This is a genomic window from Janthinobacterium sp. 67 (assembly GCF_002797895.1).
In the GTDB taxonomy this organism is placed as follows: Bacteria; Pseudomonadota; Gammaproteobacteria; order Burkholderiales; family Burkholderiaceae_D; genus Janthinobacterium.
Genome location: NZ_PGES01000001.1, coordinates 2,137,869 through 2,158,366, shown reverse-complemented (window position 1 = coordinate 2,158,366; position 20,498 = coordinate 2,137,869). Strand labels below are relative to the sequence as shown.

The window sequence follows — 20,498 nt, the reverse complement described above, 5'->3', positions numbered from 1 at the left end:
CGATAACATGACTAATGCACCTAATCTGGTACCGCTGTACGCGGAAATCTTTCTGCTGATCGCCACGTCGGCGCTCTTGCTGATCGATATGTTCTTGCCTGCGGCGAAGCGTTCGATCACCTATGCGCTGTCCCTGCTGACCCTGGCAGGCTGCGCCTTGCTGACCGTGGGCGACTTCAACGCGGGCACCACCGTCTACACCTTCCACAACATGTTCGTGTCGGACCCGATGTCGCAGCTGCTGAAACTGTTCTCGTACGGCGCCGTGGCGCTGACCCTGATCTACTCGCGTGCCTACGCCACCGACCGCAACATGCTGTCGGGCAACCTGGGCGGCGAGTTCTACGTGCTGGCCCTGTTTGCACTGCTGGGCCAGATGATCATGATCTCGGCCAACAACTTCCTGATCATCTACCTGGGTCTGGAACTGATGTCGCTGTCGCTGTACGCGCTGATCGCTCTGCGCCGTGACAACGCCAAGGCCACGGAAGCGGCCATGAAATACTTCATCCTGGGCGCGCTGGCTTCCGGTTTCATGTTGTACGGTATCTCGATGCTGTACGGCGCCTCCGGCACCTTGGACCTGGGCGAACTGCGCGTAGCGCTGGAAAACGGCAAGACCAACGGCACCATCATGGTCTTCGGCCTGGTGTTCCTCGTTGCCGGCCTGGCCTTCAAACTGGGCGTCGTGCCATTCCACATGTGGGTGCCTGACGTGTATCAAGGTTCGCCGACGGCCGTGACCCTGCTGCTGGGCGGCGCGCCGAAACTGGCCGCGTTTGCCATCACCCTGCGTTTGCTGGGCGAGGGCTTGCTGCCGATGGCGCATGACTGGCAGCAAATGCTGCTGGTGCTGGCCGTGATGTCGCTGGCCATCGGTAACTTCACCGCCATCGCGCAAACGAATCTGAAGCGCATGTTGGCGTACTCGACCATCGCGCAAATGGGCTTCGTCCTGCTGGGCCTGCTGTCCGGTACCGTTGACGCACCGAACAACACCCTGAACGCGGCTGGCGCAGCCACCGCCTACGGCGCCTCGATGTACTACGTCATCACCTACGTGTTCACCACCCTGGGTACCTTCGGCGTGATCATGTTGTTGGCACGTAGTGGTTTCGAAGCGGAAGAACTGGCCGACTTCAAGGGCCTGGGCAAACGCAGCCCGATCTTCGCGCTGGTGATGACCCTGTTCATGTTCTCGCTGGCTGGCGTGCCGCCGCTGATGGGCTTCATGGCCAAGTACTCGGTGCTGGCCTCCGTGCTGGCCACGGGCCAGCTGTGGCTGACCATCGCCGCCGTGCTGTTCTCGCTGATCGGCGCCTTCTACTATCTGCGCGTCGTGAAAATGATGTGGTTCGACGAGCCGACGGATAGCAACGCACTGGTCGTGCATGGCGACATGCGCGTCGTGCTGGCCCTGAACGGCGTGTTCGTCCTGGCGCTGGGCGTGATGCCTGAAAGTATCCTGGCTGCTTGCGCGACCGCCATCACCAAGACCCTGGCGTCCTGACCGATGGATGTCACCGTCTCGAGCTGGCTGGTGATCGCCCTGGGCATCCTGGGCGCCAACCTGCCTTTCTTGAACGAGAAACTGTTTGCCGCCGTGCCCCTGAAAAAGGCGGCGCAGGCGGAGCAGGGCTGGCGCAAGCCGCTGGCGCTGCGCCTGCTGGAGATGGTGATTCTGTACTTCATCGTCGGCGCCGTGGCCTTCGCGCTCGAAGCGCGCATCGGCAACGGTTTCCCGCAGACGTGGGAGTTCTATGCCATCACCGGCTGTCTGTTCCTGGTGCTGGCTTTCCCGGGGTTTGTGAGCCGTTATTTACGCAAACGCCGTTAGCAACAACGACCGAAATCGGCGCCTCTGGCGCCGTTTTTTATTGAATAAAGGAATTCCATGGATACTCAAGCCACTGATACGCAATTGATTGAAACCAAGGTCGATGGCGAGCTCGTCTACCAAGGCGGCTTCCTGCGCGTGCAGCGCGACCGTGTTGCCCTGCCGGACGGCAAGATTACGGCGCGCGAATTCGTCCTGCATCCGGGCGCCGTCGTGATCCTGCCGCTGCTCGACGATGGCACGGTGCTGATGGAACGCCAGTACCGCTATCCGCTGGACCGGGTCTTCATTGAATTCCCGGCTGGCAAGATCGACGCGGGCGAATCGCACCTGGCGTGCGCCCAGCGTGAGCTGCTGGAAGAGACGGGCTACACGGCCGGCGACTGGCAATTCGTGTCCACCATCCACAACGCCATCGCCTATTCCGACGAGCACCTCGAGCTGTTCCTGGCGCGCGGCCTCGTCGCCGGCAAACGCCAGCTCGACGAGGGCGAATTCCTCGAGACATTTACGGCCACGGTGCCGCAGCTGCTCGACTGGGTCAAGGATGGCACGATCACGGACGTGAAAACCGTCATCGGTATCTTCTGGCTTGACAAGATCACCAGCGGCGTGTGGCAGCCGGCCTGATACAGCGCATGCGCACGGCAATCTTCCTGCTGCTGGCCGGTGCCGTCCTGGACGCGCGGGCGGCGACGCGCACGCCGTTCCAGGTGCGCTGCGAAGACACGATCAGCAAGACGGTGTCCGTGCTGACGGCGCAGCAGAACGGTTATTCCATCGACACGCATCTGCCGTACAAGGCCCTGACGGTGATGAAGGGTACGGCGCGCGCCAACACTTGGGTGCTGGGTTTGACGAAGACGGATTCGCGCGTGGCCATCGCCCTGGCCGGTCCCATGCTGCAAGACCCGGCCAGCGGCTATGAATGCGTGGCGCCGCAGATTGCCGTGTCCCTCACGTATGCGCCTGTGGTGATCTATATCGGCCGCGAGTTTGCCCCCGGCACTTGCGCGTATGATGAGATACTCGCGCACGAGCTGCGACACATGAAGACCTATATGGAACACTTGCCGCGCGTGGAAAAGACCGTGCGCGCGGCGCTGGCCAGGCGCTTCGAGGCGCGGCCCCTGTACGCGCCCAGCGGCACGGCAAAGGCGGCGCTGGCGCGCGAGATCGACACGGGCTGGTTGCCGTACATCAAGGCCGAAATGCGCAAGGTGGAAACCTTGCAGGCGGCTATCGATTCTCCACAGGAATATGCGCGCCTGGGCAAGGCGTGCAAAGGTGAAATCCAGAACATCCTGGCGGGCAAGGCAGCGCCCGCCAACTAGACAAGGAATGGCATGACAGCAGCACCGAATACCATCCGCTATTTTGCGCTGATCCCCGCCGCCGGCGTGGGCGCGCGCATGGAGGCGGGCAGTCCCAAGCAATATTTGACCATCGCCGGCAAACCCATGCTGCGCCACGCGCTCGACGCCTTTCTTGCCAGCCCCCTGATCGCGCATACCTATGTCGTCGTCAGCGCCGACGATGGCGTGATCGACACGGTCGTGCCGGCGCAGGGCGTCACTGTGCTGCGCTGCGGCGGCGCCACGCGCATGGAAAGCATCCTCAACGGCTTGCACGCCATGCATGGCAGCATCGCTGCCCACGACCAGGTGCTGGTGCACGACGCGGCGCGGCCCGGCCTGACGCCGGCGTTGATCGAAAAGCTTATTACCGAAGTCGGTGGACATCCGGCCGGCGGCTTGCTGGCCTTGCCCGTGGTCGACACCGTCAAGCGGGCGGGGCAGGGCAGCCTGTCGGCGCAGACGGTACCGCGCGACGGCCTGTGGCTGGCGCAGACGCCGCAAATGTTCAGCTATGCGCTGCTGCACAAAGCTTTGTCCGAAGCGCCCGACCCGCAAGCGATCACGGACGACGCCAGCGCCGTCGAAGCGCTGGGCCTGGCACCCAGATTGGTCGAGGGCCACCCGCGCAACCTGAAGGTGACCCTGCCGCGCGACATCCACACGGCCGAGCTGTATTTGGCCCATCCTTGAATTCCTGAGAGACCCGCATGAACCCAACGACTCCCGACCTCCCATTTCGCATCGGCCAGGGCTACGACTGCCACGCGCTGGTGGAAAACCGCGACCTGATCATCGGCGGCGTGAAGATTCCCCATCACCTGGGCTTGCTCGGCCATTCCGACGCGGACGTATTGCTGCACGCGATTACCGACGCCATCTTCGGCGCCGCCGCCCTGGGCGACATCGGCCGCCATTTCCCCGACACGGACGCGCAATTCAAGGGCGCCGATTCGCGCACACTGCTGCGCGAAGCCGTGCGCCGCGTGCAAGCGACCGGCTATGTGATCGGCAACATCGACGCCACCATCATCGCCCAGCGCCCGAAGATGGCGCCGCACATCGCCGCCATGTGCGCCAACGTGGCCGAAGACCTGGGGGTATCCGTGGGGCAGGTCAACATCAAGGCCAAGACGAATGAAAAGCTCGGCTATCTGGGCCGGGAAGAGGGCATCGCGGCCGAAGCCGTGGCCTTGCTGTTGCGGGCCTGAACAGGCGGCGCGTCCGCCGTGTAATTTGTGCTATTTTTAGAAGGCGGCGCGATGGCGAAGACCATCCCGGCCGCCTTTTTTCATTGACGACACAGGAGAATTCCGCATGCCTATCATCAAGCGCACACACCTTGCCACCGCATTGCTGCTGGGAGTCTTCGCGGCGTCCGCCTTGCCCGCCCACGCCGAGCTGCCAGCCACGGGCGAGCCGCCCGCCGCCAAACAGGGCTGGAAGGCCGAGACCGTCGCGCAGGGCGTGCGCCAGCCGTGGGGTATCGCCTGGCTGGGCGAGGGACGCGCGCTCGTCACCAGCAAGCAGGGGACCTTGCACCTGCTGAACGGCAACAAGTTCGAGGACGTGGCGCTGGAAGGCATGCCCAAGGTGTTTACGGGCGGGCAGGGCGGCTTGCTCGATATCGTCATTCACCCGCAGGATGCGGGCAAGCCGAATCCACGCGTCTACATGACGGTGTCGACGGGCACCAATGACGCCAACCGCACGACCCTCGTGCGCGGCGTGTTCGACGGCAAGAAGGTGACGGGCATCCAGACCCTGTTCAAGGTGGCCACGGACAAGAGCGGCGGCCAGCATTTCGGTTCGCGTTTGCTGTGGCTGCCGGACGGCACTTTGCTGATGAGCGTGGCCGATGGCGGCAACCCGCCGCTGCGCATCGGCGACCGCCTGGCGCGCGAGCAGGCGCAAAACCTGGCCACGCACCAGGGTTCCATCCTGCGCCTGACGGAAGAGGGAAAACCGGCGCCCGGCAATCCGCTGGCGGCCAAGGGCGCCTTGCCGGAAATCTGGTCCTATGGCCACCGCAACGTGCAGGGCCTGGCACTCGATCCCGTGTCCGGCCGCGTGTGGGCCACGGAACACGGGCCGTATGGTGGTGACGAGCTGAACCTGGTGGTGGCGGGCGGCAACTACGGCTGGCCCTTGCAAAGCTATGGCGCCGACTACAGGACGCATGAACCCGTCGGCAAGCATGAAGTGCCTGACATGCTCAATCCGAGCGTGGCCTGGGTGCCGTCGCCGGCGCCGTCGGGACTGGCTGTCTACACGGGCGACAAGATCGCCGCCTGGCGCGGCAGCATCTTCAGCGGCGGCCTGGCGGCCAAGGATATCCGCCGCATCGCCGTCGATGCCAGCGGCAAGGTGACGGGGCAGGACCGCCTGGCCATCGGCGCGCGCGTGCGCGACGTGCGCCAGGGGCCGGACGGCTATCTGTATGCGCTGACGGACGAAGACAACGGCCGTTTGCTGCGCATCGTGGCGCAGTAACACGGCAGGCGCCCACTTCGCTTAAGATGGCGCCTTTACTTCATTCAAGGTGGCGGCATGGCCCGTGATACTTATGCATACCGGCACGTTGCCGTCGAATCGCGCGCCGTCAACGGCCGCGTGGAAATCCGCCCCGTGCCGGGCCAGGCCTTCTCTCCCGAGCTGGCCGTGCAATGCTCGCGCCGCCTGGCCGATGTGCAGCGCTATCCGCTGGGCAGCCGCTTTTTGCTGTTTGCCAAGCTGACGGACCGCCTGGGCGGCACGCCCTTCCTGTATGCGTATCACGGCGACGCGGACGTCGTGATGACGCCGGCCGAAGTGACGAAATTCCTCGGCGAATTCCGTCGCGGCCGTATCTGATTTCTACGATGCGATGCAGGCCGCGCCAGCCTTGGCGCTGGCCTGCGGCTTGCCGAAGAGCGCGATCGTCACGGCGCAGCCAAGGGCGAACAGGCCACCGACCACCATCGCGCTCGATACGCCCAGCCGGTCGACGGCCATGCCTCCCAGCAAGGCGCCCGACGCCAGCGACACTTGCACGATGGCGACAAACAGCGCGCTGCTGCCTTCCATCAAATGCGGCGCCGCCTTGAACATCCACGTCTGCACGGCGATCGGCATGGCGCCGAAACCGAAGCCCCACACGGCCACGAGCAGCATGGCTGTCAACGCATGGCTGCCGAACGCGGCCAGGGCCAGGGTGGACAGGCCCAGCACGGCGCCCGTCACCATCAGCGCGGCCCGTTCATGGCGGCCGGCGGCCCAGCCGCCCGCGAGGTTGCCGATGAAGCCGGCAGCGCCGTACACGAGCAGCATGGCGCTGACCGTGCCGGCCGCCAGGTGCGACACTTGCGTGAGGAAGGGCGCGATATACGTGTAGGCGGCAAACTGGCCCGTGAAGATCAGGGCCGTGGCGATCAGGCCCAGCCTGGCCTTGCGGATGCCGAATATCATCGGCAACTGGCGCAAGCGGATGGCTTGTGTCGGCGGCAGCTTTGGCAGCAGCAACAGCTGGCCGATGAAGACCAGCACGGCGATGGCGCTGGCCGCGCCGAAAGCGACCCGCCACCCCACCAGTTCGCCCACCAGCGCGCCGGCCGGCACGCCCGCCACCGTGCCCAGCGAGACGCCGGCGAAGATGATGGACATGGCGCGCGACGCATGCTGCGGCGACACGAGGCGCGGGCCGATGGCGCTGCCGATGGCCCAGAAGCCGCCCACGCCCACGCCCAGCATGGCGCGGCCCAGCAGTATCCAGCCATATGACGGCGCCAGCGCCACCAGCAGGTTCGACGCGACGAGCAGGGCGGTGAGGGCCAGCAGCACGATGCGGCGGTCCAGGCGGCCAGAGCCGACGGTAACGAAGATGGCGGCAAACGCGGCAACGATGCCGGGCGTGGTGATCATCAGCCCCGCCTGGCCCTTGCTGATGGCCAGTTCGGCGGCCATGGCCGGCAGCAGGCCGACGGGCAGGAATTCGGAGGTGACGAGGGCGAAGGCGCCGATGCCGACCGACAGGACGGCCAGCCATGGCGCCACGGTGGTATCGTCGCCAGCGGTGTTGGAAGATGGTTGCATAAGGGTTCCTGAAAAGCCGGGAGGTTTTTAACCGGTCGGTATATAATCAGGGCAGGTGGACATCGTTGTCAATAATTTTTTACCGAACGGTATGAAACAAGATAAAAAAGAGGAAGCGGTCAAGGCGAAAACGGGGCGGCCACGCACGTTTGACGCGGACGAGGCGCTCGATTGCGCCATGAAAGTGTTCTGGGAAAAGGGCTATGAAGGCAGTTCCCTGCCGGAATTGACGAAAGCCATGGGCATGAACCGGCCCAGCCTGTATGCCGTCTTCGGCAACAAGGAACAATTGTTCCACAAGGCGCTCGAGCGCTACAGCGACACGCGCATGCGGTTTTTCGATGCGGCGCTGGAACAGCCGACGGCGCGCCAGGTAGTGGGAGCGTTGCTGACGCAGTATGTCGATGCGCAAACCATGCCGGACGGCCCGCACGGCTGCATGGGCGTCAATGCGGCGCTCGCCTGCAGCGACGATGCCTTGCCGATCCGCGATGAATTGTTCGCGCGCCGGCTGCGCGGTGAAATCAAGCTGCGCGACCGCTTGCGGCGCGCGAAGGAAGAAGGGGATCTGCCGCCCGATTCCTGCCCGGAGCAGCAGGCGCGCTTTGTCGTGACCCTGTCGCAGGGCATGGCCATCCAGGCGGCGGCGGGCGTCTCGCGCGAGCAATTGCAGCAGATGGTGGGCTTGTTGCTGCGCAACTGGCCGATGTAGCTATCCGGTCGGGGCAATGGTCTTGGCCAGGTCGCTCGGTGCCTTGCGCCGCCAGGCGGCCGTCAGGGCGGCTGCCAGCATGTCCAGTTCCGCGTCCGCCAGGCGCACCGTGATGCCGGCCAGGCGTTCGCCCCACCACAGTTTCTCGCAGCCCGATGGCGTGATGACGGTGGCGATATGCGCCGCTTCCGCATCGAGCAGCACGTTGATGTGCTCGTCGTCGGGCAGAGTGGCAAAGATCTTCCCGCCCACGCGGAATGCTGGACGGTCGTGGTGTTCTTCCTCGCTCGTGTCGGGAAACGACAGTGCCAGATAGCGTAGTTCTTCCAGGTCGACCATTCCTCATTCCCTCTGTTCGGATAGATAGCAGCGTGACTACATTTTGCCATGCTGTTTCGCCCCGTGGTGCAGCGGCATGCGAAAAGAAATGCGCAAGATGCGACACTGGCGACCGCGTTTGTGGTGCTTGCGCGACAGGTCCGGCTACCGCGCCAGGGGCGCCATGCCCTTGCAGGCGGCATGCTTCAGCCTGTTTTTGTGTGCTTGCCAGAAAAATATCTTTCATGGTCAAAAGAAAAATACTTTTCTTGCGAGGAATTTAAGCTAGAATAGCTCCAACGTCTTACCTGACCCGTCAACTGTCTGGCTTTGTCCCGGGAACCCGAACCCTTTCCAGGACGCTTGCCGTGCCTCCATGGCACGCCGCAAGTCCGCGCCCTTGCGCGGAAGCTACGTCCCCGACCGCTCATCCTTGCAATTTCTAGCGCTATGCCGACACGCCTCAATGCAGCGTGTATTCAGCTCCAGCGCCTGTCTGCTGCGCCCACTGAATACTTACTTATTGGATACCATCATGAAAAACTTGCCTAAAATCGCCCTGTCCCTGATCGTTGCCGGTGTGTTTGCCCAAGCGAACGCCAGCACCATTACCCTGTCCACCGGCTTTTCGTCGGCTGGCGCGCAGGCATCGGCCACCGCCTACCAGTCCGTCGTGAATGCGGCCGTGGCCACGCCAGGCGCCGGCTATGGCTCGACGACGATCGCCAGCTATGACAACGTCAACAACAGCGGCCTGTTCGGCAGCGGCTCGAACATCGCCTTCAAGTCGGTGATCAATTTTGGCGTCAGCGCGGCCGATGCGGGCGCCTGGAGCTTCCGCAGCGGCGTCGATTTCGGCAAGGGCGGCGCCCTGTTCCTTGATGGCGTGGCGCTGGACTTCAAGAGCAATGACATGTGGTGGGCAGGCAACTACAACAATGGCAGCCAGTTCCTCAGCGGTTCGGGCAACTTGTCGGCCGGCAACCATACCCTGAGCATCTATGGCCTGGAAGGTTGCTGCGATGGCGGCCAGCAAGCGCAGTTCAAGGCGGGCAACAACAATTTCGTCAGCTTTGGCGCCAAGGATGGCTTGATCTCGGCCGTGCCTGAGCCAACCACCTACGCCATGTTGCTGGTCGGCCTGGGCTTGCTGGGTTTTACGGCGCGCCGCAAGCAGGAAGCCAAGTTCTAAACAGCGATACTCTGCGCGCCTCGCGGCGCACATAAAAAAGCCCGCCGGTCTGTCATGACACGGCGGGCTTTTTGCATGTGCGTGATTAATCGCCGCTGTCTTCGTCTTCGTCGGCGCCCTTGGCTGCCTTGCCCCGCTCGGCGTCGACGGCGTGCTGCAGGCTGGCCGCATCGCGGAAGAAGGCGTCCGTCGTGTGATTCGGGCTTACGCGCAAGGCGGGCGGGTAGATCACGGACATATAGGACTCGTCGGCCAGGCGGCCGCTGATCTGCAGGTTGCTCAGCAGGATCAGGGTCGAGCCAAGGATGGCCAGCACGACGGCAACGAGGCCGAAGCGGCGCCGGTGCTGGGGCTTGATCGTGCACAAATGGTAATAGATCATGGCGCACACGATGACGATGAACATATGGCGTCCGTAGCGCGTCAGCGCCTCGAGCGAGAACGCATACGCCGCCACGTTGCTGCCCAGTTCCCACACTTCCATGGCCAGCAAGCCGCAGCCGATGATGAACAGGTGGCGGCCGAAGCGCGCCACATGGCCGAACAACCGGTTTGCCACGGCCCAGATCGACGCCCACACGATGCCGCCAGCCAGCGCGGTGGCGATGAGCATCAGGTAGGAAATCGGCTCGAAGGCATCCGCATCGCTGAGCCAGTTGCTGAAGGCGGCCGAGACGCCGATCATGGCCAGGCCGACGACGGCGGGGCGCAAGCCTTCCCAGTCGTGCCTGGTCGTGTCGCCCAGTTCGGGCGCCACCGGATGATCGCTGGCGCGCACGCGCAGGCGCGTGTGACCGAGGCGCACGACGCTGTTGCCGCCCATGGCCACCTGCGGTTGCCGCTGCCCCCGGTGGATCACGCCATTCTGGCTGCCCAGGTCGCGCAGCAGCAGGCCGCCCGCGCCGTCGTCCTCGACAATGGCGTGCTCGGCCGCCGTGTGCCGGTCGTCGAGGATGAAGTCGTTGCCGTAGCCGCGGCCGATGCGGATCGGCAGCGACTCGATCCGCTGGCGCTGCCGCACTTCGCCATTCTCGGCGAGGATTTCGATGAAGTACGGTGCTTTCATGGCTTGCGTCCGCTTTCCCGCGACAGCGCTTCGAGGAAGGTGCGCGTGACGCGCATGCCGTTGGCGTAGGACACGCCGCGCGCGTCGATGCGGCTTTGCAGGCTCATCAGTGGTTCATCGGTGCTGGCGGCCAGCAGGGCGAAGTCGTACAGTCCTGTAAACTTGCGGTAGGCGCGCACGCACAGGACGGCGCGCAGGGGCAGGGTGGTGTTCTTGACGAACTGTTCGGTGCATTGCGGGCCGGTCAGATTCGCGCTTTTATAGCTGCCGAAATTCTCATTCTTGAACGAGGCGCTGGCCAGTTCGGAAAAGCGCAGGGCGCCCAGTTCGCTGCTGCGCAAGAATTCGTGGCGCATCGACACTTGCCCCGTCTGCAGGGCGCCGGAAATGAAGATGGCCGATTCCATGGCGCAGCTGGTGTTGTCGAGCATATAGGGCTTGTCGGACTTGACGTTGGAGCGGCCCCAGCAGCGCATCTGGTCGGACTCGCGTACGGGCACGCGGTACGGGCCCATGGCCTTCAGGCTCAAGGGCGTGTCGAGCAGGCGCGCCAGCATGACTTCCTGGTGCGCCAGCAACTGCGCCGTCACGAGCGGCTTGAAGTCCTTCGGCGGCTTGTCTTGCTGCGCCACCTTGGCCAGCAATTGCTGGGCATAGCGGGCCGGCACGAGAAAACTGACGAGTTCGCCATCAAGACGTTTCGACACGTTCACGCCGGCCACGTCGCCATTCGCCGTGACGCTGGGGCCGCCGCTCATGCCGGAATTGATCGGCCCCGTAAACATCAGCTGGTCGTAAAAGCTGCGCGTGACGACGCCGTTGTACGATCCTTCCGAAATGGCGAAGCCCAGGTCCAGCGGATTGCCCATCGAATACAGGTACTGGCCCTGGGTCAGGGGCGCCAGCGGCTCCGGCATCTTGAAAAAGCCCGTGCCGTGGCGGTTGACGCGCAGCACGGCCAGGTCGTGCAGCACGTCGACGGCCAGCAATTCCACGTTGCCGCGCTGGCCGCTCGTGTCCACCCATTCGCCCACATAGGTGTCGGGGTCGAGCGCGAACTGGGAAACCACGTGATAGTTGCTCACCACCAGGTCGCCCGTGCCGATCAAGAAGCCCGAACCGACGGACGACTGCGTGCGGCCGTTTTTCAGCAGCACGCGCACTTGCAGGATGTCGGCGCGCGCGGCCGTGTACAGCTTTTGCGCGGCGGACGAGGGCGGGGGCAGGGCCGCATGTTCGGTGGCGGCGGGAGCGGCGGTGGCCGGCGGTGGTTTGGCGGGGGGAGTCGACGCGGCGGTGGCCGCGGCTGGCGCAGGCGCCGGGGCCGGGGCCGCGTGTGCGCCAGCGGCAGCGCACAGGCTGGCCAGCAGGAAGGCGTAGTCAGATAATTTCATGCATCCTTTGTGCGTGAGCAGGAGCGCGCCGGCCCGGCAAGCCGGAGCGGCAAGCCGGGGCGGCAAGCCGGAGCGGCAATTACAGGGCGCCGTCTTCCAGCGCCGGCGCCGTTTCCGGCGTCATCATGTGACCCAGCTTGCTTTGCTTGGTATTGAGGTAATGCTGGTTGAAGGCGTTGCGGTTGACCAGCAGCGGCACCCGTTCGGCCACCGTGATGCCCAGCGCTTCCATGGCGGCGATCTTGCGCGGATTGTTCGTCATCAGGCGCAGGCTCTGGATGCCGAATTGCCCAAACATGGGCTTGCACAAGGTGTAGTTGCGCGCGTCGGCCTTGAAGCCCAGTTGTTCGTTCGCCTGCACCGTGTCGGCGCCCGCTTCCTGCAGGCGGTAGGCGCGGATCTTGTTGATCAGGCCGATGCCGCGCCCTTCCTGGCGCAGGTACAGCAAGATGCCGCGGCCTTCCTCGGCGATGCGTTTCAGGGCGCCCTCGAGCTGGGCGCCGCAGTCGCAGCGCTGGGAAAACAGCACGTCGCCCGTCAGGCACTCGGAATGCACGCGCGCGAGCACCGGTTCGCCGTTGCCGACATCGCCCAGCACCATGGCCAGGTGTTCCTTGCCCGTGGCGTGCTCGACAAAGGCATGCAAGGTGAACTGGGCCCACGGCGTCGGCAGTGCGCAGGAAGTCGTGTAATCCAATTCGCCTGTCGCCAGGATGTCTGCGCCGCTTTGCATGGTTGTGCTCATATAGGTAATGTTCAAAAATAAAAGGCGCGCCTGACCACTCCGGTGCCGGCGCGCCTTGCCATCATACCAAAAAGCAGGGGAAACCATTTCCCCTGGCTGATATTTGAAGGCGGGAATATCTGGTACTGTCACTCTAATTGCGGGCGGATCAGGCTTTTACAAGACGGCTGGCCTTGCCGAATCCCCGTTCCACGAGCAAGAGCATGCCGCCGAAGATGGACAGGTTCTTCAGGAAATTCGTCAGCTGGTCCTGGAAGTGGGCCGCGTCGGCGCTCCAGAAGGCATGGAAGATCAAGGTGGTCGGGATCAGGAACAGCGCCAGGGCCAGCGCCGCCCAGCGCGCCTGCCAGCCCGTGATGAGGAGCAGGCCGCCGCCCACTTCCAGGGCGATCACGCCGACGAGCAAGATATTAGCGATCGGCAAGCCCTGGCTGGCCATGTAGCCGGCCACCCCCGCAAAGCCGCCGATTTTCAGCAAGCCCGAGACAAAGAACAGCACGCCAAGGGCGGCACGGCCGAGGGGCAGCAATACGTTGCTTCTGTTTTCCATGATTTTCTCTTTCTTGATATATTTATCAATTATTTAGGCAGGTCGAAGAGCAGGAATTCCGCATCTTCCGGCTGAGTGATGATCACGCTGGCTTCCTGCGTCAGCTTCAGCGCATCGCCCGCTTTCAACGGCGTGCCGTTGACGACCAGGCTGCCGCGGATCAGGTGGACATAGGCGAGGCGGCCTTCGTCGAGCGCATGTTCGGCCTGTTCGCCTTCCTGCAGGATGCTGGCGTAGATGGCCGCATTCTGGTGGATCAGCACGGAACCCTGGCGGCCGTCGGAGGAGGCGATCAGGCGCAGCTTGCCCCGTTTGCTTTCCGGCGTGAAGTGTTTCTCTTCATAGCTGGGCGGAATGCCCGTCACGTTCGGCTGGATCCAGATCTGCAGGAAGTGCAAGCCATCCGTTGCCGAGTGGTTGAACTCGCTGTGGCGCACGCCGCTGCCGGCGCTCATGCGCTGCACATCGCCGTAGTGCAGGACGGAGCCCGTGCCCATGCTGTCCTTGTGTTCCAGCGCGCCGTCGAGCACATACGAAATGATTTCCATGTCGCGGTGGCCGTGCGTGCCGAAACCCTGGCCTGGCGTGACCCTGTCTTCATTGATCACCAGCAGGGGGCCAAAGCCCATGTGCAGGGGATCATGGTAGCTGCCGAAGGAAAAGCTGTGGTGGGAATTGAGCCAGCCGTGGTTGGCTGCGCCGCGTTCTTCGCTATGACGAATCTGTAACATGGTGGACTCCGTTTCTAAAGGTTAATGTGCGATAATTTCGAAGGACCGTTGCCTGGCAGTTGCCGTGGCGCCTTTTCTGCCCTTCGCTGTACGATGGAGAAAGTATAGGCCGCCCAGGCCAGAAAGAAAAACGGAAAATCTACCGTACTATGATCGAAAAAATCGAATGTTAAGACTGAGCCTGGAAGCCCTGCAAATCGTCGACGCCATCGACCGCCGCGGATCGTTTTCGTCGGCCGGCAAGGAGCTGCATAAAGTCCCGTCCACCATTTCCTATACGGTGGCCAAGCTGGAAGACGACCTGGGTGTGCAAGTGTTCCAGCGCAATGGCCCGAAAGTCATGCTGACGGCGGCCGGCCAGGAATTGCTGAAAGAGGGACGCTACCTATTGAAGGCGGCGCAGGACCTCGAGCACCGCGTGCGCAGGGTGGCGTCCGGCTGGGAAACGGAATTGTCCATCGGCATCGACTCCATGTTTTCCGCCGTGGCCCTGGCCGACGACGTGCGCGCCTTTTACGACGTGGCGCAGCAGACGCGGCTGCGCCTGTCGCAGGACACCCTGTCGGGCACGTGGGAAGCGCTGCTGGACCGGCGCGCCGACTTGCTGGTGGGGGCGCCCGGCGACGGGCCGGCCGGCGGCGGCTATATCGCGCAGCCGATCGGCATGCTCGACTTCGTCTTTGCCGTGGCGCCCACGCATCCGCTGGCGCAGGTGCGGGAACCGTTGTCGCGCGGCCACCTGCAGCAGTACCGGGCCGTCGTGGTGGCCGATTCGGCGCGCCAGATGGCGCCGCGCACGGTGGGGCTGCTGCTGGGGCAAGACGCCTTGAGCGTGCCGACCATGCAAGTCAAGTTCGATTGCCAGGTGCTGGGGCTGGGCTTTGGCTTCCTGCCGGGGCCGTGCGCCCGCGCCGCCATCGCGTGCGGCTTGCTGGTGGAAAAGGCCGTGGAAGAACCGAAACCGTCGGAAACGTTTTACCTGGCCTGGCGCGTGGGCGAGGATGGCGCCGCGCTGCGCTGGTGGATGGCGCGCATGCGCGAACCGGATGTGTTCGCGCGCCTGACGCAACATCTGCCGGGCCATTCGGCGTAAGCCTTAAAATGTTGACATACGCCAACATTTTTAAGTTACCATATTCGCAGTATTGCAATCGTATTTCTTGCCCGACCTCCATGCCCCACAGTGGGATATTGATGATTACACACACCGCAGCGCCCCTGATACCTTCTCCTGACCTGGCCCACAAGTGGGGTTGCCATGCTTGAGGCGAAGGTCGCGCTGTGCCTGCGCCTGGCCCAGGATGCCCGTGAGCAGGCGGGGCCGCAGCAGGCCGCCACCCTGGCGCGGCTGGAAGAGGAACTGGAGCGGCTGCGCGGCGCCAGCCGGCCCGTAGTGCGCGTGGCGCCGGCCGACGCCTTGCTGGAAATCGATCCCGACGGCTTTCTGATAGGCTGGAACCATGGCGCCGAACAGATGTTCGGCTATTCCGAACTGGAAGCGCTGGGCCAGCACATCCTGTTCCTGTATCCGGAAGACGACGCGGAAGCGAGCGTGCTGGAGCTGCATTTCACCCAGGGCGACGTGGCCACCGACGTGCGCCGGCGCAAGAAGTCGGGCATGGTCACGTGGCTGCGCATGCACCGCCACGTGATCCACGACCAGGCGGGCAAGGCCTGCGGCATGGCCGTGCGCCTGTCGGCCATGAGCGAGCCACTGTCCGACGTGGACAAGGTCAAATTGCACGCGCGCATCATCGAAGACAGCGAGCAAGCCGTGCTGATCACGGATGCGGAAGAGCGCATCGTCTCGATCAACAGTTCGTTTTCCCGCATCACCGGCTATTCGCCGGCCGAAGCCATCGGCCGCACGCCGGACTTGCTGCGCTCGGGCGTGCACGACCCCGACTTCCGCGCCAAGGTGCGCGCCGCCATGCGGGGACACGGTTCCTGGCGCGGCGAAATCATCGGCAAGCGCAAGAATGGCGAACTGTTCCCGCAAGACGTCACCATCAGCGTCGTGCGCGACGAATTCGGCGAAATCAGCCATGTGTTTTCCCTGTTTTCCGATATCTCGGTGCACAAGGATGCGGAAGCGCGCATGCAGCGCATGGCCAACTACGACAGCCTGACGGGCTTGCCCAACCGCTGCCTGCTGAACCAGCTGGTCGACCAGGGCCTGGCCGAAGCGAAGCGGCAGGGCACGCATGGCGCGCTGATGGTCATCGACATCAGCCGCATCGGTTCCATCAGCGACACCTTGGGCCATGAAGTGGGCGACCAGCTGGTGATCGCCATCGGCAAGCTGTTCCGTGGCGCCCTGCGCGACGCGGACATCCTGGCGCGCGTCGACAACAGCAAGTTCGTCGTGGCCCTGTTGCATATCGAAAAGCGCGAACACGCGGCGAATGTGGCGCAAAAGCTGCTCAACCTGCTCGAGGCACCGATCAATATCGATGCGCACGCGCTGCACGTGGGCGCCAGCATCGGCATCACCGTGTATCCGGAAGACGGCCTGGAAGCGCCGGCCCTGTTCCGTTTTGCCGACGTGGCCGTGTCCAAGGCGAGCCAGACCATCGAATCGACTTTCCTGTTTTACCGCGAAGACATGAACCGCAGGGCCAAGGAACATTTGCGCCTGGAAAGCGAAATGCGATTGGCCCTGGGCGACAAGGAACTGGAATTGCATTACCAGCCGAAAGTAAGCCTGGCCAGCGGACGCATCGTGGGCGCGGAAGCCTTGCTGCGCTGGAAGCATCCGATGCGCGGCATGGTCTCGCCCGGCGTCTTCATCCCCGTCGCCGAGGAAACCAGCCTGATTCTGGAGCTGGGCACCTGGGTGCTGGACGAGGCCTGCCGCCAGATCCGCAGCTGGGAAGACCGAGGCCTGCACATGCCGGCCATCGCCGTCAACCTGTCGGCGCGCCAGTTCGATGAGCAATTGCCGGCGCGCATCGCGGCCGTGCTCGAGCGCTACGGCGTGCGGCCCGACCAGATCATGCTGGAAATCACGGAAAGCCTGCTGATGCGGGGCGCCGACAAGGTGATCGACATCATGAACCAGCTCGTGGCCATGGGCCTGGCGCTGGCGCTCGACGACTTCGGCACCGGCTATTCCAGCCTGGCGTATTTGAAAAAATTCCCCATCAGCACCTTGAAGATCGACCGCTCGTTCGTCATCGGCCTGCCGTTCGAGGAAAACGATTGCGCCATCGCCCGCGCCATCGTCACCATGGCGCAGCAGCTGCGCCAGGAAATCGTCGCCGAAGGGGTGGAAACGGCCGAGCAGATGCGCTTCCTGCGCGAACTGGGCTGCGACCAGCTGCAAGGCTATCTGTTCAGCCCGGCCGTGCCGGCGGCCGAATTCGAAGTGATGCTGGGCGAGGGCCGGCAGTTGCGTCTGGAAACGGCGACCGTTTAAGCGTCGCCCAGCTTGACCTTTTCCAGCAGGTAATCGAGCATCACGCGCACCCTGGCCGGCACTTGCAAGCCCGGTCCCACGAAGACGGCGTGCACCAGTTCCCTGTCGCCGGGATTGTAGTCCTGCAGCACGGGGATCAGCTCGCCTTGCTGTATATCGCGCAGCACGTGCTGGCGCGAAAAGCGTCCCAGCCCCATGCCCGCCAACGCCAGCTGGCGCATGCTTTCGCCATCGCTGACGCAGGTATTGCCCTGCGGCGCCACCTGCAGCGTGCCCCCCGCACCGTCGAGGAAGGGCCAGGTTTCGTTCTGGCAGCGGAAGTTGAACGCCAATAAATTGTGCATGGATAGTTCCTGCGGCGTGCGCGGCAGGCCGTGCCGCGCCGCGTAGGCGGGCGACGCCACGACGATCATCGGATCCTCGCCCAGTTTGCGCGCCACCAGGTTCGATTCCTTCAGCTTGCCCGTGCGGATGGCGATGTCGGTGCGGTCTTCCAGCAAGTCGACGATGGCGTCGCTGACGACGACGTCGAGCACGATGTCGGGATAGCGCCGCGCGAACTCAGGCAGGATGGGCAGCAGATGGCGCACGCCGAACGGCACGTAGCAGTTGATGCGCAAGCGCCCGCGCGGCGCCGCGCCCTGCGATGCTTCGCGCTCGGCGCCATCGATATCGTCGAGGATGCGCTTGCACTGCACGAAGAAGGCGTCGCCCTCGGGCGTCGTGTGCAGCTGGCGCGTGCTGCGCTGGAGCAAACGCGCGCCGAGCCGCGCTTCCAGGCGGTTGACGAGTTTGCTGACGGCCGATGGCGTCAAGGCCAGGCGGCGCGCGGCGGCGGAGAACGCCCCCGTTTCCACCACGGCGACAAACACGGCCATCTCGAATGCGCGGTTGATATCTTGCCTGGACATTATTGAATCCATTTCACAGGTGTTTCCATTATTGGAGTCTATATCAAAAGCGTTTGCATCGATACACTGACTGGCTTGAACTCAGCCGGAGAATGCCATGAGCACCGCAAGCCCTGTTTCACCTTCAGCCAGCACCATGCCGCGTGGCGTGCTGGCGCTGGCCGTCGGCGCCTTTGCCATCGGCGTCACCGAATTCATCGTCGTCGGCATCCTGCCTGCCATCGCCAAGGATTTGCGCATTTCCATCGAATCGGCCGGCTCGCTGGTCAGCCTGTACGCGCTGGCCCTGGCCATCGGCACGCCGCTGCTGGTGCTGCTGATGTCGCGCCTGCCGCGCAAGGCCGCCCTGCTGGGGCTGATGAGCGTGTTCCTGGCAGGTAACCTGCTGGCCGCCTTCTCGCACACGTTTGAACTGTTGCTGCTGGGCCGGGTCATCACGGCCGTGGCGCACGGCACCTTCTTTGCCATCGGCGCCACCGTGGCCGCCAGCCTGGTGGCCAAGGCGCAGGCGGGCAGGGCGATTTCCGTCATGTTCGCGGGCTTGACCCTGGCCATGGTGATCGGCGTGCCGCTCGGCAGCTTCCTCGGCAACCTGATGGGCTGGCGCTTGCCCTTCTTTGCCGTGGTGGTCCTGGCCGCGCTGGGCCTGGCGGCCATGGCGCGCTGGCTGCCGGCAGGTTTAGCGCAAGGCAAGGGCGGCAAGGCCACGACGCAGCTGGCGGCGCTCGGCAGCGCTCCCATTATCACCATGATGGCCGTGACCACCTTCGGTTTCGGCAGCAGCTTTGCCGCCTTCACGTTCATTACACCCATCCTGACGGATGTGACGGGTTTTTCCGCCACCATGGCCAGCGCCTTGCTGATCGTATTCGGCGTCGCCACCTTTGCCGGCAACCTGGCGGGCGGCTACCTGACGAGCCACCTGGGCTGGCAAAAGGCCTTGCGTTTGATGCTGCTGTTGCTGGCCGTCACGCAAGTGGGCGTGGCGCTCAGCATCAACTCGCAGTGGCTGATGACGGTGATGCTGTTCGTCTGGGGCGTGTTCGCCTTCGGCCTGTCGCCGGCCCTGCAGGCCGGCATGCTGGCCACGGCCGAGCGCCATGCGCCGCAAGCCGTCGACTTCGCCTCGGGGCTGAACATTTCCGCCTTTAATCTCGGCATTTCCTTCGGCTCCATGCTCGGTGCGCTGATGGTGTCGCGCCACATGATGGCCTTGTCGCCATGGGCCGGCGTGGCGGCTGCATTGCTCGCCTTGCTGCCGCTGGCGTGGCTGGCGCGCAGGAACGTGGCGAAATCAGGCGCGGTAGCGCAGCGCCTCCACGAAGGCTGAAAACGCGGGCGTGGCCTGGTGCCGGTTCGGGTAGTACAGGTGGTAGCCCTGGAAGGTAGGGCACCAGTCGGCGAGGATTTCGACCAGGCGGCCATCGGCCAGGTAGGGCGCCAGCAGCGGCTCGGGCACGTAGGCCAGGCCGATGCCGTCGAGCGCCGCATTGAGCACGTGCATGATGCTGTTGAAGACCAGCTGGCCCTCGGCCTTGACGGCAAAGGCATGGCCATCCTTTTCGAATTCCCAGGCGTAGATGGCGCCGGCGGGCCGGTGGCGGATATTCACGCAGGCGAATTCTGTCAGCGCATGCGGCGTCGCGGGCGCTCCATGGCGCGCAAAAAACGCGGGCGAGCCCACCACGGCCAGGCGCCAGTCGGGGCCGATGCGCACGGCGATCATGTCCTTGCTGATCGCTTCGCCCAGGCGGATGCCCGCGTCGAAACGCTGCTCGACGACGTTCGTGAAACCGTAGTCGACCACCAGTTCCAGGCTGATGTCGGGATAGTCGCGCAGGAAGCCGGCCAGCATGGGGCGCAGCAGCAGTTCGATATGGTCGTCGGTGCAGGTGACGCGGATGGTGCCGCGCGGCTTGTCGCGCAGCGCCCCGAGCGCTTCGACTTCGGCGGCGATCTGCTCGAACAGGGGCGCGATGGCCAGCATGAGCTTTTCGCCCGCGTCGGTGGACGCCACGTTGCGCGTGGTGCGTGCCAGCAGGCGCACGCCCAGCCGTTCTTCCAGGGTGCGGATGGTGTGGCTGAGGGCGGACGCGGTGATGCCCAGCCTGGCAGCGGCCTTGGTAAAGCTGCGTTCCCGCGCCACGGCGAGGAAGGCTTGCAGATCGTCGACTTTGTTTTGGCTCATTGCTGAATTT

The 20,498-nt window shown here is 64.2% G+C and carries 23 protein-coding genes; 14 read left to right on the top strand and 9 right to left on the bottom strand.

The window, feature by feature from the left end:
* The first annotated feature begins 7 nt into the window (after positions 1-7).
* From nuoN to CLU90_RS09665, 8 genes are all read left to right on the top strand, one after another.
* Positions 8-1,510 carry an NADH-quinone oxidoreductase subunit NuoN gene (nuoN, locus tag CLU90_RS09700; protein ID WP_100427787.1) on the top strand — a complete coding sequence of 501 codons (1,503 nt, stop codon included), beginning with the start codon at positions 8-10 and terminating at the stop codon, positions 1,508-1,510.
* A 3-nt stretch (positions 1,511-1,513) separates the two neighbouring features.
* Complete coding sequence (locus CLU90_RS09695) at positions 1,514-1,837, top strand: DUF2818 family protein (protein WP_100427786.1); 324 nt, start codon at positions 1,514-1,516, stop codon at positions 1,835-1,837.
* A 57-nt stretch (positions 1,838-1,894) separates the two neighbouring features.
* A complete protein-coding gene (locus tag CLU90_RS09690; RefSeq protein WP_100427785.1) occupies positions 1,895-2,467 on the top strand; it encodes an NUDIX domain-containing protein in 573 nt (190 codons plus the stop codon).
* An 8-nt stretch (positions 2,468-2,475) separates the two neighbouring features.
* Positions 2,476-3,171, top strand: a complete 696-nt coding sequence (locus CLU90_RS09685; RefSeq protein ID WP_175539209.1) for a hypothetical protein — start codon at positions 2,476-2,478, stop codon at positions 3,169-3,171.
* Positions 3,172-3,183: 12 nt separating this feature from the next.
* Positions 3,184-3,885, top strand: coding sequence for a 2-C-methyl-D-erythritol 4-phosphate cytidylyltransferase (gene ispD / locus CLU90_RS09680; protein WP_100427784.1), 702 nt, complete (start codon positions 3,184-3,186; stop codon positions 3,883-3,885).
* Positions 3,886-3,902: 17 nt separating this feature from the next.
* Positions 3,903-4,403, top strand: a complete 501-nt coding sequence (gene ispF, locus CLU90_RS09675; RefSeq protein ID WP_092710061.1) for a 2-C-methyl-D-erythritol 2,4-cyclodiphosphate synthase — start codon at positions 3,903-3,905, stop codon at positions 4,401-4,403.
* 106 nt (positions 4,404-4,509) lie between these two features.
* Positions 4,510-5,685, top strand: a complete 1,176-nt coding sequence (locus CLU90_RS09670) for a PQQ-dependent sugar dehydrogenase (protein WP_100427783.1) — start codon at positions 4,510-4,512, stop codon at positions 5,683-5,685.
* Positions 5,686-5,742: 57 nt separating this feature from the next.
* Complete coding sequence (locus CLU90_RS09665; RefSeq protein WP_198511186.1) at positions 5,743-6,045, top strand: hypothetical protein; 303 nt, start codon at positions 5,743-5,745, stop codon at positions 6,043-6,045.
* Positions 6,046-6,048: 3 nt separating this feature from the next.
* Here CLU90_RS09665 and CLU90_RS09660 read toward each other — a convergent pair whose 3' ends face one another.
* A complete protein-coding gene (locus CLU90_RS09660) occupies positions 6,049-7,263 on the bottom strand; it encodes an MFS transporter (RefSeq protein WP_100427781.1) in 1,215 nt (404 codons plus the stop codon).
* 91 nt (positions 7,264-7,354) lie between these two features.
* Here CLU90_RS09660 and CLU90_RS09655 point away from each other — a divergent pair, with 91 nt between their 5' ends.
* Complete coding sequence (locus CLU90_RS09655) at positions 7,355-7,975, top strand: TetR/AcrR family transcriptional regulator (RefSeq protein ID WP_100427780.1); 621 nt, start codon at positions 7,355-7,357, stop codon at positions 7,973-7,975.
* Here the strand turns inward: CLU90_RS09655 and CLU90_RS09650 are convergent, their stop codons facing one another.
* Positions 7,976-8,314 carry an MmcQ/YjbR family DNA-binding protein gene (locus CLU90_RS09650; RefSeq protein WP_092710049.1) on the bottom strand — a complete coding sequence of 113 codons (339 nt, stop codon included), beginning with the start codon at positions 8,312-8,314 and terminating at the stop codon, positions 7,976-7,978.
* Between the two features lie 48 nt (positions 8,315-8,362).
* On the opposite strand from CLU90_RS09650, the gene CLU90_RS29215 reads away from it, so the two are divergent.
* Together CLU90_RS29215 and CLU90_RS09645 are read left to right on the top strand one after the other, a co-directional pair.
* Positions 8,363-8,587, top strand: a complete 225-nt coding sequence (locus tag CLU90_RS29215) for a hypothetical protein (protein ID WP_139178149.1) — start codon at positions 8,363-8,365, stop codon at positions 8,585-8,587.
* A gap of 241 nt (positions 8,588-8,828) precedes the next feature.
* The gene (locus tag CLU90_RS09645) at positions 8,829-9,485 is read left to right on the top strand and encodes a CCXG family PEP-CTERM protein (protein WP_100429420.1); all 657 of its coding nucleotides are present in this window, start codon (positions 8,829-8,831) and stop codon (positions 9,483-9,485) included.
* An 85-nt stretch (positions 9,486-9,570) separates the two neighbouring features.
* Here CLU90_RS09645 and CLU90_RS09640 read toward each other — a convergent pair whose 3' ends face one another.
* From CLU90_RS09640 to CLU90_RS09620, 5 genes are all read right to left on the bottom strand, one after another.
* Positions 9,571-10,551, bottom strand: coding sequence for an FHA domain-containing protein (locus tag CLU90_RS09640; protein WP_100427779.1), 981 nt, complete (start codon positions 10,549-10,551; stop codon positions 9,571-9,573).
* Positions 10,548-11,945 carry a S1 family peptidase gene (locus CLU90_RS09635; protein ID WP_100427778.1) on the bottom strand — a complete coding sequence of 466 codons (1,398 nt, stop codon included), beginning with the start codon at positions 11,943-11,945 and terminating at the stop codon, positions 10,548-10,550. The genes CLU90_RS09640 and CLU90_RS09635 overlap by 4 nt, the downstream gene beginning before the upstream one ends.
* 79 nt (positions 11,946-12,024) lie before the next feature.
* Positions 12,025-12,678 (bottom strand): GTP cyclohydrolase II, encoded by a 654-nt coding sequence (gene ribA / locus CLU90_RS09630; protein ID WP_100427777.1) that lies wholly within the window; start codon positions 12,676-12,678, stop codon positions 12,025-12,027.
* Positions 12,679-12,838: 160 nt separating this feature from the next.
* On the bottom strand, positions 12,839-13,240 hold the full coding sequence (locus CLU90_RS09625) for a DoxX family protein (protein WP_092710039.1): 402 nt from the start codon (positions 13,238-13,240) through the stop codon (positions 12,839-12,841).
* A 29-nt stretch (positions 13,241-13,269) separates the two neighbouring features.
* Positions 13,270-13,971, bottom strand: a complete 702-nt coding sequence (locus CLU90_RS09620) for a pirin family protein (protein WP_100427776.1) — start codon at positions 13,969-13,971, stop codon at positions 13,270-13,272.
* Between the two features lie 166 nt (positions 13,972-14,137).
* Between CLU90_RS09620 and CLU90_RS09615 the strand changes: the two genes are divergently transcribed.
* Together CLU90_RS09615 and CLU90_RS09610 are read left to right on the top strand one after the other, a co-directional pair.
* The gene (locus tag CLU90_RS09615) at positions 14,138-15,064 is read left to right on the top strand and encodes a LysR family transcriptional regulator (RefSeq protein ID WP_100427775.1); all 927 of its coding nucleotides are present in this window, start codon (positions 14,138-14,140) and stop codon (positions 15,062-15,064) included.
* Between the two features lie 165 nt (positions 15,065-15,229).
* Positions 15,230-17,389 carry a putative bifunctional diguanylate cyclase/phosphodiesterase gene (locus CLU90_RS09610; protein ID WP_092710031.1) on the top strand — a complete coding sequence of 720 codons (2,160 nt, stop codon included), beginning with the start codon at positions 15,230-15,232 and terminating at the stop codon, positions 17,387-17,389.
* On the opposite strand, the gene CLU90_RS09605 is transcribed toward CLU90_RS09610, so the two are convergent.
* Positions 17,386-18,300 carry a LysR family transcriptional regulator gene (locus tag CLU90_RS09605; RefSeq protein ID WP_092710029.1) on the bottom strand — a complete coding sequence of 305 codons (915 nt, stop codon included), beginning with the start codon at positions 18,298-18,300 and terminating at the stop codon, positions 17,386-17,388. The two genes, CLU90_RS09610 and CLU90_RS09605, sit on opposite strands and share 4 nt — an antisense overlap.
* Before the next feature lie 97 nt (positions 18,301-18,397).
* On the opposite strand from CLU90_RS09605, the gene CLU90_RS09600 reads away from it, so the two are divergent.
* Positions 18,398-19,630 (top strand): MFS transporter, encoded by a 1,233-nt coding sequence (locus CLU90_RS09600; protein ID WP_198511184.1) that lies wholly within the window; start codon positions 18,398-18,400, stop codon positions 19,628-19,630.
* On the opposite strand, the gene CLU90_RS09595 is transcribed toward CLU90_RS09600, so the two are convergent.
* Positions 19,595-20,488: a LysR family transcriptional regulator gene (locus CLU90_RS09595; protein ID WP_100427773.1), complete on the bottom strand. Its 894-nt coding sequence runs from the start codon at positions 20,486-20,488 to the stop codon at positions 19,595-19,597. The two genes, CLU90_RS09600 and CLU90_RS09595, sit on opposite strands and share 36 nt — an antisense overlap.
* Between the last annotated feature and the right edge of the window lie 10 nt (positions 20,489-20,498).